The following is a 16,081-nucleotide window of genomic DNA, read 5'->3' as shown; positions in this document are numbered from 1 at the left end:
CTTCGTTGGCAAATCATTCGAATGTTTTGTAAATTCTATAGTCCAGAGATAGATAAACTATGATACTTTTGCATGAAATTGCCAGACTTTAAGAGGAAAGTCTGGCAAGAAAATCTTATAAACTTCTATAACCGATGAATTTACTTTTGAAATAAGAGTTTGAAGTGGCACTGATTGTTACTCCCTTACTTGATGAGGCATGAATGAATTCCCCGCCGCCCAAGTAGATTCCCATATGGTTTACCACTGATTTATTGGAACCAGTTGCAAAGAAGATAAGATCGCCGGCTTTCGGTGAAGTAACTTTTTTACCCATATCATAATATGTGGAAGATGAAAGCCTCGGAATATCATACCCAGCTTTCTTGAACGTATAGTAAATAAATCCGCTGCAATCGAAACCTGATGGGGAGGCACCCGCCCACGAATAAGGTGTACCAATTAACTTCTTTGCTTCGGAAACGAGCTTGGCCACTTTGTTCCCCGAACTTGGGGCTTCCACTTTTCCAACATCGTTATTATCTGCAGTGCTTGCCGATTTACTTAATTTTAGTTTTTGACCCACTCTGATTAAATCGGACTTTAACGAGTTGATTGATTTAAGCTGGGCTACAGACAAGTTAGTTTCCTTGGAAATCTTAGAAAGGGTATCACCTTTTACCACTATGTATATAGACGAATTGGCTGGGGTCTGTGTCACATTGGATGGTTTGGAGCTGCCTGGTAAATCAATGGTGGTGGTGGTGGTTGATTTAGATACGATAAGTTTGGCGCCTGCATAAATTCTATCGGATTTTAAGTTATTCATTTTCATCAATTCAGCAAGTGTAAGGTTATGCTTGTTTGCTATCCTTGTTAAGGTATCACCTGAAACAATGGTATATGTGGTTTTATTTGTTTTTTTCACGGAAACAGAAGAAGCATTTGATGTTGTTGTGGAGTTGGGTGTAATTAATTTCTGATTGATTCTCAAAAAGTCTGATTTTAAGTTATTAAGCTGTTTTAAGTCTTTTACCGTCGTATTATGCTTCTGGGCGATTTTACTTAAGTTATCACCGCTTTTAACTGTATATGTACCGGCAAGGGCAGGAGAAACAAAAGTCGAAGATAAAATGGCTAATGTCGAAAATGCGACAACACTTTTTTTCACGGTTTTCCACCTCAAATATGTCTTTTTCCCTATTCTAACAAATTATTTGGGAATAAACATATTACATTTTTGTTACATGGGGAAAATAGTATTATTTTACTGGTTTATATTGGTGGAGGTTGAGTATTGTAATCTACAATATTTTCTATATTGTGAGTCTTTTTTCACATTTTGGATTTTTGTGTTTTCGTTTGTCATTTGCTGTAAAACTATACCTGTTTTTAAGGTATGCATGAAAAAAATGAAAACCCACTTCGTTTTCGAAGTGGGTGGTTTTATTTAAAAAGGAAATCAACTAAATCCCTGCTTGAATTTCCCGTGGAGTATTCATTCCATTTTTGGTTAAAGGAAGCGATCTTCATTAATGAATGATCGGCGGTACGGATTTCCCTTAAGAGCTCTTCTGTGGTAGATACCACGGGTCCGGGCATGGAAGAAGAGTAGTCCTCCCAGAACCCCCGTTCCTGCACATACTTTTCTAAGTCATATGCAAAGAATATCATGGGTCTTCCCAAAAAAGAGAATTCAAATGGTATCGATGAGTAATCGGTAATTAAAAGATCCGTACTGATCAGCAGTTGATTAACGTGAAATTCACTAATTACAGGGTAAATGAATCCCGGGAATTTCTCTTGTAAATCATGCTCTGCTTTAACAGCTGGATGCAGTTTCAGTAATAACGCATAATTTTCGTCCTGAAGTTCCTTGAAGAGCAATTCCAAATCAAGTGCAATCTCTCCGTCGTTCAAGCCGTCATTACGAAATGTAGGGGCATATAACATGATTTTCTTATGCTCAAGTTCCGGATACTTGGCCAGTAAAGCATTACGGGCAGTTCTTTTTGATTCATCATTAAAGAAGAAGTCGGTCCGAGGTATTCCAGTCCTTAGAATATGGGATGCCGGCAGTTGAAAGCTTTCCTGATAAATCCCTGCCATTATTTCTGAACCTGCCGTAACATAATCAAATTTTTTATATACCTCTAAAAATCTTTTCCTTGCACCGGCTGAACGGTTTTGAATGGAAGGGTCCTTAGCCCCGAATTGCTTAACGGCACCTGCCGCATGCCACACTTGAACACATGTCACTTGCTTTTTGAATGTAATGGCTGAAAGAAAGCCAAAATAATTATCGATGATGATCCATTTTGATGTAGCCAGATGATAAATCGACCGGATCATGGCAATGATATTTTTTGATTCAAACGGAAGGACGATGGTTTCCCCATCGTCCCTAACTTGTATAGAACTGCTTGATTTCATTAAAAAAACTTTTTGAACGGAAATGTCCTGCTTGTCCATTTCATCTGCGATATATTGGCAATTGTCCCCGAATGATGTGACAAAGGTCGTTTTGTCATGTAAAGGGAAAAGCTTAAAGATAGAGAATAAAACTTTGAAACAAAAAAGATAAATCCCTATCGCGAATTCTTTAGCCATTAGTAACTTGTAAAAGGTCATCTTTAATTTGGGAAGTCGAAATGCCGATTGTCCTTGGAAGGTAGACCACTTCACAAACTTCTGATAATTCATCGAATTGGCCTTTCCAGTCATCACCCATTACAAAAATATCTACACCTTCACGAACGATGTCTTCCCTCTTTTGTTCCCAATTGTCTTCCGGTATAACTTCATCCACATAACGGATTGATTCAAGGATCATTTTTCTGTTTTCAAAGCTATGATAAGCTTTTTTATCTTTTAAAGCATTGAATTCATCCGTCGAAATGGCAACAATCAGATAATCTCCTAAATCTTTAGCGCGTTTTAATAGATTGATATGGCCCCAATGAAGCAAATCAAAGGTTCCGTAAGTGATTACTTTCTTCATTTGTATTCCTCCTTAAAGACTCTTAAACTGTTATTCAATCAAAATCATATATATATTTGGTCTATTGGAATATGAAATGGAACAATGAAACAGGCAGCTAGCATTTCAATTCTGCTTGTTTTATTCCTATATTTTATTAGGCAATGGCATTCTCTAATTAATTATAACTTAATAGCTTTACAAATAAACCACAATTTTTTTACAAATAAACCACAATTTTTTACATTGATGATTATTGTAAATATTAATTTTTAAGCTAAAATAAAATGTTGACTAATTTGTCTTACTCTGTAGGGCATAATAAAGTATCTATAGAAATGCATGGTTTATACTGAATGGTATTTGTTCTTAAAATGAACGATATGATAAGAAAATTTCATCTTGCTGCAATCAGAATAAGCCATTCACAATTTTACCACGTTTAGGAGAGAACAACTAGTGGAGCATCATAAATCCTTGTTAATGGTGAATGTGAAACGGCGGGAGGGGGCAAGTATAGGCCATCAATCTATCGCTATCGCTTCACATTTAATAGAAGTGCAAGTATAACAGTTGGCTGTTTTGAAAGCGTTCACTTTGATGTTTAGAAGACTTCTTTGCAATTAGAAACATGTTTTTGCTATTCCCTTTCCATTCTGGCAACATGGAAGAACGAGCATAGTTACGAAATGTTTTTAGTTTTAGTATGTTCATTTTCAGTCTCGAACTAACCAATATTGTCTTTTTTGTTTATCTGAGGAATTAGAGGTAATTTATGGGCGAACGCCTGTCTGTTTAATGATATTGAGGAAAAACCGAAAAAAGTTTATGATTTTAAAGTACAATGAATGATTCATTTTTATTTAAATAATAATTTGTTATAGGTGGTCTAAAATGATTAAAAAGCTTCTTGGAAAAGGGAAAGCAAAAAAAGCTCCTAAAATTAAGCTGAAACAAGTTCTGACCATTGTGCAAGAGGAAAATAAACTGTTGATAAAAGGGCAATTTTCAATAGAATATTATTGCGCAAAAGAACTATGGCTATATTCTAGGGATAATGAAGATCAAAAAATAAAAATAGCTGAATCAGTGAGCACATCTAAATTTGAGTTTAAAGTAGATATGAAAGATTTAATGCGGAAATTAGAAGATGTAGAACCGACTGTTTATGACTGTTACATAAAGGTTTCCGTTCCGGTTGAAAGGCTGAGCAAAAAAACGATACTTAGTATCGAACATAAAGCCGAATATGTAGAAGTGAACGAACAGGTTCATATCGAATATCCAATTCGTCTCGGGCGTTTCCAGGAAACGCACGCGAACAATTTGAGTATCTACAAATATGAAGATAAACAAAGTATATTTTCTATAACGAATAAAGGGAATTTATCTCTTTACTTCAATGCGGTCCCTAAAATTTCGATTAAGTCTCAAATTGAAAAAATTAAAAATAAGTCGAAAACCATGCAAATTAATGGTCAAATTTTCACCAAGCATTCAAGAATCATAAAAGGTGAGGGCCTTGTAAAAGGAAGGCAAAGTTCTAAAGAATATCAGGCAAATATATCTTTTATTCATAATGAGGAAATGAATATTAAGAAATATGGACTTAATCGTTATATATATGATTTGAGATTGGATCTAGAACAATTAGTCAGTGCGGAATTGGAAGATGATGTATATGACATTTACATGAGACTACATTTACATGATCAGGAAGAGCCGAAAATGGTACGCGTCGGAAGACCAACCACCAGAACTAAATTATTTACTAAAGAGACCGATGTCAGCTCGAATGATGGAGTGGCTATCGTCAATCCTTACTATACCTTTAAAGCATCCAATTTATCTTTGGAAGTGTTTAACTTCACTACAGAAAGTTATCGGTATCTAAAAAGGATGATGGGATGGAGGAGATTCCTGACTTTATTTAAAAAGAAAAAGGATGTCTGGCTAGTTGGGGAAAGAACGTATAAAGCCCAGGATACCGGATATCACTTTTTTAAATATATGAGGGAAAATCATCCAGAAAAAGAAGTGTATTATGTAATAGAGGAAAATTCCGTGGAAGCCAAGAACGTCGAGCCCTTTGGAAATGTACTTTATTTCAAGTCAAAGGATCATATTAAAAAGACGATGGAATCGACACGTATCATTTCATCACATCACCCGGATTATTTATATCCTTTGAGGACATCCGAATTTAAAAATCGTGTCAAGGGAGTTAAGGTTTTTCTTCAACATGGTGTTATGGGCACTAAAAATATGGTGGCAAACTACGGGAAAAATGCAGTCTCCGGTTTTAGTACGGATGTTTTTCTGGTAAGTTCAGACTTTGAAAAGGATATGATTGTAACTGATTTTGGTTACAACGAAAAAGAAGTATTCGCGACGGGACTTTCAAGGTTCGACTCGCTGTTTAAGGATGATGTTTCAACAAAGAGGCAATTATTGATCATTCCAACATGGAGAGATTGGATTACTTCTGATGAAATATTTTTGGAAAGCGAGTATTTTGAAAGGTATCAGAAATTAGTGAATCACCCGGTATTACATGATTTATCTAAAAAAGATGGGTTTGAAATCATTTTTTGCCTTCACCCTAATATGCAGAAATTCACATCCTATTTTAAGGATGCCCCAGTTAGGGTAATTAGTCAGGGCGAAGTGGATGTCCAAAGATTAATCAAGGAAAGTGCGATTATGATCACGGACTATTCAAGTGTTGCTTTTGACTTTAGTTTTCTGCATAAACCGGTTATCTACTATCAATTTGATAGAGATCATTTCATAGGGAAAAGACCGTCACATTTGGATTTGGATAACGATCTTCCTGGTGAAATCGTGAATGAATTGGATGAATTATTGGGTGTATTAGCTGAATATGCCAATACTGATTTTGTCATGAAGAAGAAGTATATGGACAAGGCCAACCGTTTTATTAAATATCGCGATGTCCATTCTAATTCAAGGATATTCGAAGTGATTCAAAATGCAGAAAAAGATCAAAATTCACTAACTAAATTATATAACCACCCGATATCCAAACTAATTTTGAATCGGTTTAGGAAAAGTGATAAATATTTCCCTGTCATGAAAAAAGTTTATAAAATCATGTCCAGGGTTATCCCGGTTGACCGGAACCTTATTCTTTTTGAAAGTGGGATAGGGAAGCAATTCGCAGATAGCCCCAAATATATCTATGAAGAACTGGTCAAAAGGGATAATAAATATAAAAAAGTTTGGGTGTATAATGGTAATTTACCGATAAAAGGAAAGAATACGAAGCTGATAAAACGCTTAAGTCCGGAATACTATTATTATTTAGCCAAAGCAGGTTATTGGATAAATAATCAAAACTTCCCTACCTATTTAAGCAAAAGGAAGGAAACGACTTATATTCAGACTTGGCATGGTACCCCTTTGAAAAAAATGCTATTTGATATAGACAATATTCAAGGAAGAGACGATGGGTACTTAAATCGAGTGCATGGTGCAACGAGAACTTGGGATTATTTAATATCCCCAAGTCCATACGCATCCACGGCCTTCAGAAGTGCTTTCAAATATGAAGGCGAAATATTGGAAACGGGGTATCCAAGAAATGATTTGTTTTACAGGGAAGATTCTTCAATAATCGCCAAGTCGGTGATGGAAAAACTGAAGATACCAAAAGGAAAAAAAGTTATCTTATATGCTCCTACATTCCGGGATAATCAAACATCGAAAAACAATAAATTTATTTTCGAGCTGAAATTTGATTTGGAAAGAATGAAGGAAGAACTAGGGGATGAATATATCCTGTTATTAAGGATGCATGTTGTTATCAGTAATAATCTCAGCATCCCGAGCGAATTTGAGGATTTTGTGATAAACGTATCCAATTATTCAGATATTCAGGAACTTTACCTAATTTCCGATATATTGATTACGGATTATTCTTCAGTAATGTTCGATTTCGCTAATACCGCTCGGCCGATTTTGTATTACACGTATGATCTGGAAGATTATAGAGATAACATCCGTGGATTCTATATGGATTTTGAAAAGGAAGCACCTGGTCCATTTTTAAAAACAACCGAGGATATTATTGAAACTATTACCAATATTGATAAAATAAACATGCAATATAATGAGAGATATGGTTTATTTAGAGAGAAGTATTGTGGAATAGAAGACGGTAAAGCTACACAGAGAATCGTGGATAAATTTTTTAATGATTGATTCCTTTAATAAAGGGTATTGTTGCTTTTAAGTAACTAGTAAATTGGCTGCCTAGTCGAAACATCTATGTTACCTCTAGAAATAAAAGGAGAGGAATCGTATGAATTTCTTGGTGCGGCAAAAAGCGAGGGAACTTTTAAAGAGCAATATTCCAATAAAAAATAATCCTGTAAGCTTAAGGAATAAATTTTTAGGAAAAGGAAAAAAAGTCACTGTAGTCACTGCAGCATACAATGCTGAAAAATTCATCAGGAAAACGATCGAATCAGTGATCAATCAAACCATGGGCATAGATCAGATTGAATATATCATCATTGATGATTGTTCGACTGATGGTACCAATAAAATCATTCAAGAGTATACGGCTAAATATAAAAATATCTGTTCCGTTACCCTTCAAGAAAACAATGGGTCACCTGGGACCCCGAGGAACATAGGAATAGAATTGGGAACATCCCAATATATCACATTTTTAGACGCGGATGACTGGCTTGCCCATGATGGACTGGAAAGCCTCTATAACATCCTGGAGGAAACCGGTGATGATTATGTAGTGGGCAAAACGGTAAAAGTCGAATCTGAGTCAGAGAGTGTGATCGGGGAGTTTGCCTCCATTAAAGAAAGAAGAAGCATCACCCCGATGGATGTACCGCACTTTTTTTATCATATGGGTCCAACGGCCAGGATGATGAATCTGCATATGGTTAAAGAAAATGAAATTGGTTTTCCGAATATGAAATTCGGTGAAGATAAATGGTTTTTTACTGATGTTTTCTTTAAAGTTAGAGCTGTATCAACTACTAAAAAACCTATTTATTATGTCAATAGGACTTCGGAGAACTCATCTTCTTTAACACGTGTAACGAATATGTTAGAAAAAAGAAAAGCCGATGTTGACATAATAAAGTATATTCAATCCAAGGATATGGCCATTGAATTGAAAAAGGTGGCTCTTAACCGGATTTATGAGTACGACATTGTAAAATCGTTCGACAGTCAAACCTTTGTGAAATCCAAGAATAAAGAGGATTTTATTGAACTATTAGGGGAAGCTGTCGAAACTGCGAAAAACTTATCATATGACTTCAAGAATGAATTCAAAGTACCTATTTATAAATTGGCACTTGAATTATTCATGGAGGATCGTATTGACGATTTCATAAAGTTGTTTGAATGGTTAAAGCGAGATTCCAATAAAAAATACCATATAAAAGATGGTTTACCTTATTATGAACTTCCATTTCTGAAAGACGAATATCGCTTTGTCAGGATACCGATGCTTGCCCGTGCACTGGATTCTTATATTGTGGATAATGTCTACCACCAAAGTTTTGAGATTTATGGTGATGATATAGACAACATAGATTCTGTATTGATACGTGATAGGACAAGAATTGACAATGAAATCAATTGCGGAGTTCAAATAGAAGGTAATAGAGGCCATTTCACTGTTTCATTAGATGAAATTGATAAAATGGAAAAGTCGTTATTTACGGTGTTCATTCGCTACAATGATTATCAATTGGTGAATATTAAAAGGATCCTGAAAAATAAGATGACGTATAATAAGAAAAATGTGGAGTTTTATACAACAGTGGCAAATAATTTGGGACTGGCAATAAAGTCTTTGGAGTAGCTGTTAGGAGTACACCAAAAATAAGCTCTCCCTTCTATTGGGCGAGCTTATTTTTCATTCGATTTATTAGCATGGTTCCATTATCATTAATCAATAAAAAGGGAGATCGGATATGTCAAATGAAAAAGTACAAACCTCAAAGAGACCTTCCTTTCTATCGCTAGTTAAAAATAAGGCTAAAGCAATTTTTTTAAGAGGATATAAAATGGCTTTTGCAATGGCGGGCACAGTATTGCCGGTGGACCGGAAGCTTGTTATTTTCGAAAGCTTTTTGGGCAAGCAGTATAGCTGCAATCCCCGGGCGATTTATGAATACTTGCAGAGTCACCATCCTGAATATAAAATGTATTGGAGCGTGGATAAAAGATATACAGCTCATTTCGAAGAGGCAGGCATCCCATATCTCAATCGTTTTTCATTTAGTTGGCTGCTCAAAATGACAAGGGCCCATTATTGGGTAACGAACAGCAGGCTCCCGCTTTGGATTCCCAAGCCGAAGCACACGATCTATTTGCAAACGTGGCATGGTACTCCATTAAAGAAACTTGCGGCGGATATGAATGAAGTTCATATGCCTGGAACAACGACGGATAAATATAAAGAAAATTTCCATGCCGAATCAAGTAAGTGGGATTATTTAATTTCACCGAATGCTTATTCCAGTGAAATTTTTGCCAGGGCCTTCAATGTCGATACTTCTAAAATTCTGGAAACTGGTTATCCTCGTAATGATATACTTTACAATGGGGATAATCGTGATACAATCGACTCATTGAAACAGAAGTTGGGTATACCAATAGAGAAAAGGATCGTTTTATATGCCCCGACTTGGAGGGACGATGAGTTCTATAGCAAGGGAAAATATAAGTTTGAAATAAAGCTGGATCTGGATCGAATGAAACGGGAATTGGGGGAGGAGTATGTCATTTTGCTCCGTCTTCATTACTTGGTTTCAGAGAATTTGGATTTATCGGCGTATCATGGATTCGCCTATGATTTATCCGGTTACGAGGATATCAGTCATTTGTATCTAATTTCGGATTTATTAATAACTGATTATTCATCCGTATTCTTTGATTACGCAAATTTACAGCGTCCGATGCTTTTCTATGTATATGATATTGAAAATTACAGGGACAAGCTTCGCGGGTTTTACTTTGACTTTGAAAAGAATGCACCTGGTTTGTTAGTCAAAACATCTGATGCGGTCATTGATAGTATCAAGACGGTGAAATACAAAAATACCAATGATATCAATCATTTTCACGAGCGGTTTTGTGCACTCGAGGATGGCCAGGCTTCACGCCGTGTCGTAGAAAAAGTGTTTTTAGGAAGGTCTGTGTAATTTATGAGTTCAGCTTTGACCGTTTTAAAAGAACAAATCAATAGTTTTTATTTGGTAAGGCGTTTATCTGTTTATGAAGTGAAAAGTGCCAACAGCAATAACTACCTGGGAATCCTATGGGAAATCATCAATCCGATGATACAGATTTCGATTTATTGGTTTGTATTCGGATTTATAATCTTAAATCGCGGTGAAAATTTCCTTCCATGGCTTATGGCAGGGATCGTTGTCTGGTTTTTTGTGAATCCTTCAATAACTCAAACGTCCAAATCCGTCTTTTCCCGACTGAATATGGTATCCAAGATGAGCTTTCCGATGAGTGTCATCCCATCGTATGTCATCTTTGCCAAGTTGTATCAGCATTTAATGCTGCTGGGAGTCATCATCATCCTATTAGGTTTTACTGGATACCTCCCAACAGTCTATATCTTGCAGCTGCCGTATTATATTGTTGCGACGGTCTTGCTGTTATTTTCGTTTGGGTTAATCTCTTCAACATTATCAACCATCATTCGTGACGTTCATAATATAATCGTGTCCTTAATGAAAGTCTTGTTTTATTTAACACCAATCCTTTGGGTAATGGATGCTAAGGACCATCCTGTCATAGTCAACATCATGAAGCTGAATCCCCTATATTATATTGTGGAGGGGTATCGAGCATCATTGTTGGGGGAATCATGGTATCTAATAGAGCATTGGGAATATACGCTTTATTTCTGGGCAGTCGTTATCATCTTGTTTTTGATAGGTTCCTCGCTGCATGTCAGGTTTAGAGATCGCTTTGTTGACTTTAAGTAAACTGGAAGTGAGAAAAGTTGGAAAAATCGGTAATAGTCAAAGATATAACGAAAAAATATAAATTATATAATAAAAACTCGGAAAAATTATTGGATCTCCTTTTGCCCAAAAGCTATGGGGAAGAGTATTTTGCTCTGAGGAATGTAAGTTTTGAAGCTGAAAAGGGCGATGTAATAGGATTTGTCGGGGTCAACGGATCAGGGAAATCCACATTGTCCAATATTATTGCAGGCATTATCCCGCCAACGGACGGAAATGTCCAAACTAACGGGAAAACAGCTTTGATTGCCGTTGCATCGGGACTGAATAACCAGTTGACGGGCAGAGAAAATATCGAACTGAAAATGCTGATGCTCGGATTCGACAAAAATCAGATCAAAGAACTTGAGCCCGAGATCATCGAGTTTTCAGAGCTTGGCAAGTTCATTGACCAACCGGTGAAATCCTACTCAAGCGGCATGAAATCCAGGCTTGGTTTTTCCATTTCCGTGCATATCGATCCAGATATCCTGATTATTGATGAAGCCTTATCAGTCGGGGATAAAAACTTTGCTGAAAAGTGTTTGGAGAAAATGAACGAATTTAAGGAAAAAGGCAAAACGATGTTCTTTGTCAGCCATTCAATCGGTCAGATGAAGAAATTTTGCCAAAAGGCTTTATGGCTTGAGTATGGAGAGTTAAAGGCATACGGTGCCATGAACGAAGTAATGCCGCAATATGAAGCATTCTTAAAAGAATATAACGCCATGTCTAAACAAGAACAGAAAAAATACCGTGAAGAACAAATGAAAAGGCGTAGTTCCGCAATGGTATGAAAGTGAAAAGCAGACCCGGGGTTCGGGTCTGCTTTTTTTAGTTCAGCACTTCATCATAAGCTTTCTCAAACCGCTCGGCAGCTGAAAGGTGGGAGTATTCGCTTTCCATTTTATATCTTGCTTTCGCAGCTAACTTTGTTGCATATTCAGCGTCTTTAAGCAGAATGGAGATGGCTTGTGCCAGTGCTTCCTTATTTTTTTCCTCCACTAACAGACCATCTTCACCATCAATGAGAATTTCCTTTAAACCTCCGATTGCGCTTGCAATCACGGGTGAGCGGCAACTCATCGCTTCCAATGCAGAAATGGAAGTCGCTTCTTCCACCCCGTGGGAATGAACGCTAGGGATGAGTACGATGTCTGATGTTTCATAGAGATTATGCATTTTCTCGAATGGCACTGAGCCCAGGAAAAGTACGGAATCTGAAATTTTGAGCTTGGCTGCCGTTTCCTCAAGCCGGCTTCGCTGTTCCCCTGTACCTGCATAGACCAATACCGTTTCATGATGATTTTCCAGCACCTCCGGCAGAGCAAGGAGCGGGTAGATGACACCGTTCTTTTCCGTCATTCTTCTCGGAACGAAAATCATCTTTTTATGTAGGGGTATTTGAAAGTCCCGACGGGTTTGCTCCCGCTTTGCCATTTCCGGTTTGAAAGCAGATACGTCAATGAAGTTCTTGATCGTATCCGCCTCTATATGTGCCAAATGATTTATATAGTCTTTGATCCTTCGATCGACCGTCACCACTTTTGCAGCTGACTGATAAGCTTTCCTTTCCAGCTCCCGAATGATCAAATCTTCTTCACTATCCGGAAGAAGGGCGCCCCTGCTGACTGCCTCGAATGAATAATACCCATGGACGGTTTGCACCGTTGGTATCCCGGATTCGATGGAGGCGAGCGTTGCGAAAATGTCTTGTGCATTAATGACATCATAGTTCTTTTTCAAGGCTTTAATAGATGAAGCCAATAATTTTTGGCGTTGCCGGTCATTGAAAAGCTGGCCGCTCCCCTGTTTTACTTTATTTAGTAAAAATCCTGGAGCTTGGGCGAGCATCTTCCTCTTGAAAGGTGGCAATTGAGAGAAAGATAATATGTCCACGTCATGGCCCCGTGACATTAAACCCTTTTTTAACGTAGTGATATGGCTCGATAGCCCTCCTTCATGAGGGTAGTTGAAAATGGTCGTGATTAAAATGTTCATAATGGCACTCCTTCTTCTAATGAATTACTTGGATGACCTGATCCTTTTCACCGCTTGCAGGCTGCTTACTTTAAAAAGAATGGATAATGCAAGATATAATCCGAATACGAGCAGCGAGATGATCACTAATTCCATGATGATGGGTAACGTCATGGTTAACGGATGGATCCAGAGAGCGAGTCCGTAAATGATGATTCCGATGATGGCAAGCTTGCTGCTTTCCTGAAAAACATCCGTGAAAGCGGCCTTGTCCGTTCTTTCTGTCTTTAGCCATAGGTAGCCGAAAAGGTAGAGAGATTGCAGGAGCATGGAAATGCCAGATGCTAAAGCGATTCCGCCGACGCCGAGATATCGTGATAGGACCCAGCTGAGCAGGACGTTAAGTAATACGGCAACCAGGCAGGAATACATAGCCACTTTCGTTTTCTTCAAGGCGTAGAAAGCGTTCATCAGATAATCCCGCAGTGCAAAGAACGGGAGGTAAGCTGAATAAAAGATGAATGCCCTATAAGTCACCTCGGTTGCTGAAGCATCGAAGGCCCCGCGCTGGAAAGCCAGAGTGATTAAGCTGTTTCCACTGATTAACATGACGACCATGAAAGGAATAGCCAAAAATAATAGCGACTTCACTCCCTTTAAGGTCAAATTAAGGAAAGATCGATAGCTTATAAGTGCACGCTCGACGATTGAAGGATACAATACGGTAATCAGAGGCGTGAGGACAATGCTTAATGGCAGCCACAGCAGGCGATTCGCATAGTTCAGTGCCGATACGCTCCCTGTTTCGAGCGAAGTCGCAATAATCCGATCGACGACACTATTCAACTGGATCGCCAAAGCGGCGATGATGATTGGATAAAAGGTGTACAGTGTTTGAACGATCTGCCTTTTATGGGGCAGGAAAGCGACGATGGGCCGGATTCCGTATTTCTTCAATGATGGGTATTGAATAAGGAACTGGCTTGCTGCACCGAATAAAAAGCCCCAAGCCAATCCTTCAATCCCAAACGGAGCAGCGAACAATACAGTGGCTGCTATAATGACCGTGTTTTGTGCAGTTGAAGTGAGTGCCGGCAGAATAAAACGCTTATTCGCATTCAGGACCCCCGTCGCCATGTATGAAAGCGTGAAAAATAGTAAACTTGGCAGCATGATCCGGGTCAGTGACTCCGTCAGGGCAAGCTCAGACTCAGAGAAACCCGGGGCTGTCAACATGACGAGCGGCTTTATGAAAATCATGCAGGCAATGGTCAGGACTCCGGCTACCAGCATAAAGAAAGAGCCTAAAACACTGATGAATTCATCAGCTTTCACCGGATTGTCCGCTTTCTTTTCCAAGTAAATCGGGATAACGCCGGCCTGAAGACCGCTGCCGAGAGCCGTAAAAAGAATGGTTGGTATGAGGCTTGCCACGAAAAAAACATCTGCCAATGATGATGCCCCGAAATAGGCGGCTATGATCGATTCCCGACCGAAACCGAGGACTTTTCCAATGGCTGCAATAATGGTGACGAGCCCGACCGATTTAATGACATGTGAAAGAGTAGGCATATTTTCAATCCTTTAAAATGATGTCCTTCTGTAAACAGATTCCCAAACAACTGTAAAATATCAGCGTAAACGATTTATCTTCGAGAATATTGTAGAAAAGTCCTGCTAATAATGCGGCCAACATCAGGCAGATGGTAAACGCTGCTAAAGTGCCATTTCCCGATTTTAGGATTTTACGGCAGGTGAAAAAGATGAATGCAAAGACTGCAAGAAATCCCAATACGCCAGTTTGGACCAGAATCTGGATATATTGATTATCGGTATACATCCTTTCACCAATTTGATAATCCTGATAGATTGGTGAGGAATAGGAAAGTGTGGCAGAATCTCCGAAGGTTGCTAGCCCGGTACCGATTATCGGGTGATCTGTGAAAATTTCAATTCCTTTGATTAGGACATATAACCGGCCCCATTCCGTACTTTGGTGCAGAGTTTTATCAGAGAACATCTCTGAAAAGCGGTTGGAGAGGGCATGTTCGTGTTCAGGAGAGGGGGTGCTGCCAATTACCACATTTTCCATGGGAATCGATGCGGATACCTCCACTTTACTTGATGCAAATAAAACTGGGTAATAAATAAGAAGCAGGCCGAGACAAAGTGCTCCTACAGCATATTTGAGAAATGGTTTATTTCTAGTCCAGATCATAAAGACAAGCGCCGAGAACCCAAATGCTATCATCGTGCCCCGTGAGTAGGTAAGGAATAATGTTCCGGAAAACAGGATGGCTGCCAGGAAGACGATCCATTTATATTTTTTCAGCGACTGAAATAGAAAGAAACTAAGGAATAACTGGATGCTTAAGTATAAGGCAAATACATTAGGATTGGCAGGTGCTCCATAAATCCTCATCCGGTTTATAGGAGAAAGATTCCACATTTCCCATGCATGGGGAAGCAGGACCGTACGTGAAAAGATTTTCTCCACGATGCCATGCAGGCAAAGTAAGACTGTAAATATTAGGATTACCTTTAAAAAGCGAAAGATATCCTTTCTTTCTAGATTTAATTCACCGATAATGTAAAGAAGCAAGAATGTAATAAGCAATGCACGGAGTTCAAATAGGATGGGGAGGATTCCCACTCCTGTTATGAGTGCAGCCCCTGCACCAATTAAACAAAACAACCAATATGGCGCAGTAAAATGATATTTCGAAAATTGCCATTCGTTCTTTTTGAATCTTTCAATAAGCAAAGAAATGAATAAGGTGAGAATGATCAGGTCACCTGTATAGGTTAAGCCGCTATTCAGTTCCATCAATAAGGGACGGGCAGGGAAATAAATGAATAGAATTAATAACAGGTTTTTTTTATTTATACCGATAAAAAAGAGCATCAGCGCCGTTGCCATGTAACCGGCGATAGGGTGAGGAACTGCCGATGGGACGAGCAGGCACAGTAATAGAATGGATAACGATTGCTTCTCTATAAACTTCAATTGATTAACCACCTTTGAATCAAAAATCACGTTCTATGATGTGTATGAAAAAATTTCTTGAATAATACCCCACCCTTTAGATGTATAGTACATATGAAAGGCTGAAGTGAA

10 protein-coding genes and 1 pseudogene are annotated in these 16,081 nt (G+C 38.3%); 5 read left to right on the top strand and 6 right to left on the bottom strand.

Annotated features, from left to right (window positions below):
- Positions 1–115: 115 nt before the first annotated feature.
- The 3 genes from JNUCC41_RS07775 to tagD all read right to left on the bottom strand — a co-directional run bounded on the left by JNUCC41_RS07775 (position 116) and on the right by tagD (position 2,980).
- A complete protein-coding gene (locus JNUCC41_RS07775; RefSeq protein WP_192207206.1) occupies positions 116–1,150 on the bottom strand; it encodes a C40 family peptidase in 1,035 nt (344 codons plus the stop codon).
- Positions 1,151–1,425: 275 nt separating this feature from the next.
- Positions 1,426–2,589: a CDP-glycerol glycerophosphotransferase family protein gene (locus tag JNUCC41_RS07770; protein WP_192207204.1), complete on the bottom strand. Its 1,164-nt coding sequence runs from the start codon at positions 2,587–2,589 to the stop codon at positions 1,426–1,428.
- Positions 2,582–2,980 (bottom strand): glycerol-3-phosphate cytidylyltransferase, encoded by a 399-nt coding sequence (gene tagD / locus JNUCC41_RS07765; RefSeq protein ID WP_057278149.1) that lies wholly within the window; start codon positions 2,978–2,980, stop codon positions 2,582–2,584. Before tagD ends, JNUCC41_RS07770 begins: the two co-directional genes overlap by 8 nt.
- 873 nt (positions 2,981–3,853) lie before the next feature.
- Here tagD and JNUCC41_RS07760 point away from each other — a divergent pair.
- The 5 genes and pseudogenes from JNUCC41_RS07760 to tagH all read left to right on the top strand — a co-directional run bounded on the left by JNUCC41_RS07760 (position 3,854) and on the right by tagH (position 11,780).
- The gene (locus tag JNUCC41_RS07760; RefSeq protein WP_192207202.1) at positions 3,854–7,183 is read left to right on the top strand and encodes a CDP-glycerol glycerophosphotransferase family protein; all 3,330 of its coding nucleotides are present in this window, start codon (positions 3,854–3,856) and stop codon (positions 7,181–7,183) included.
- Between the two features lie 100 nt (positions 7,184–7,283).
- Positions 7,284–8,819 carry a glycosyltransferase family 2 protein gene (locus tag JNUCC41_RS07755; RefSeq protein ID WP_192207200.1) on the top strand — a complete coding sequence of 512 codons (1,536 nt, stop codon included), beginning with the start codon at positions 7,284–7,286 and terminating at the stop codon, positions 8,817–8,819.
- A 139-nt stretch (positions 8,820–8,958) separates the two neighbouring features.
- A pseudogene (locus JNUCC41_RS07750) lies at positions 8,959–10,164 on the top strand (CDP-glycerol glycerophosphotransferase family protein); the annotation flags it as partial.
- Positions 10,165–10,167: 3 nt separating this feature from the next.
- Entirely contained in the window at positions 10,168–10,965 is a 798-nt protein-coding gene (locus tag JNUCC41_RS07745) for an ABC transporter permease (RefSeq protein WP_192207196.1), read from the top strand.
- 17 nt (positions 10,966–10,982) lie between these two features.
- On the top strand, positions 10,983–11,780 hold the full coding sequence (gene tagH, locus JNUCC41_RS07740) for a teichoic acids export ABC transporter ATP-binding subunit TagH (RefSeq protein WP_192207194.1): 798 nt from the start codon (positions 10,983–10,985) through the stop codon (positions 11,778–11,780).
- Positions 11,781–11,817: 37 nt separating this feature from the next.
- Here tagH and JNUCC41_RS07735 read toward each other — a convergent pair whose 3' ends face one another.
- The 3 genes from JNUCC41_RS07735 to JNUCC41_RS07725 are packed head-to-tail and all read right to left on the bottom strand — an operon-like array spanning position 11,818 to position 15,970.
- Positions 11,818–12,984, bottom strand: a complete 1,167-nt coding sequence (locus JNUCC41_RS07735) for a glycosyltransferase family 4 protein (RefSeq protein ID WP_192207192.1) — start codon at positions 12,982–12,984, stop codon at positions 11,818–11,820.
- Positions 12,985–13,008: 24 nt separating this feature from the next.
- On the bottom strand, positions 13,009–14,535 hold the full coding sequence (gene murJ, locus JNUCC41_RS07730) for a murein biosynthesis integral membrane protein MurJ (protein WP_192207190.1): 1,527 nt from the start codon (positions 14,533–14,535) through the stop codon (positions 13,009–13,011).
- 4 nt (positions 14,536–14,539) lie between these two features.
- Entirely contained in the window at positions 14,540–15,970 is a 1,431-nt protein-coding gene (locus JNUCC41_RS07725) for an O-antigen ligase family protein (RefSeq protein WP_192207188.1), read from the bottom strand.
- Positions 15,971–16,081: the final 111 nt, after the last annotated feature.

Source organism: Brevibacillus sp. JNUCC-41, from assembly GCF_014844095.1.
GTDB classification, from domain to species: domain Bacteria; phylum Bacillota; class Bacilli; order Bacillales; family DSM-1321; genus Peribacillus; species Peribacillus aracenensis.
This window is presented reverse-complemented; position numbering and strand designations above follow the sequence as displayed.

Excerpts from the sequence above, each read along its gene's own strand:
- tagD (WP_057278149.1), bottom strand. The coding sequence starts at position 2,980 with ATGAAGAAAGTAATCACTTACGGAACCTTTGATTTGCTTCATTGGGGC.
- JNUCC41_RS07770 (WP_192207204.1), bottom strand. The coding sequence starts at position 2,589 with ATGGCTAAAGAATTCGCGATAGGGATTTATCTTTTTTGTTTCAAAGTT.
- JNUCC41_RS07735 (WP_192207192.1), bottom strand. The coding sequence starts at position 12,984 with ATGAACATTTTAATCACGACCATTTTCAACTACCCTCATGAAGGAGGG.
- murJ (WP_192207190.1), bottom strand. The coding sequence starts at position 14,535 with ATGCCTACTCTTTCACATGTCATTAAATCGGTCGGGCTCGTCACCATT.
- JNUCC41_RS07755 (WP_192207200.1), top strand. The coding sequence starts at position 7,284 with ATGAATTTCTTGGTGCGGCAAAAAGCGAGGGAACTTTTAAAGAGCAAT.
- JNUCC41_RS07760 (WP_192207202.1), top strand. The coding sequence starts at position 3,854 with ATGATTAAAAAGCTTCTTGGAAAAGGGAAAGCAAAAAAAGCTCCTAAA.
- JNUCC41_RS07745 (WP_192207196.1), top strand. The coding sequence starts at position 10,168 with ATGAGTTCAGCTTTGACCGTTTTAAAAGAACAAATCAATAGTTTTTAT.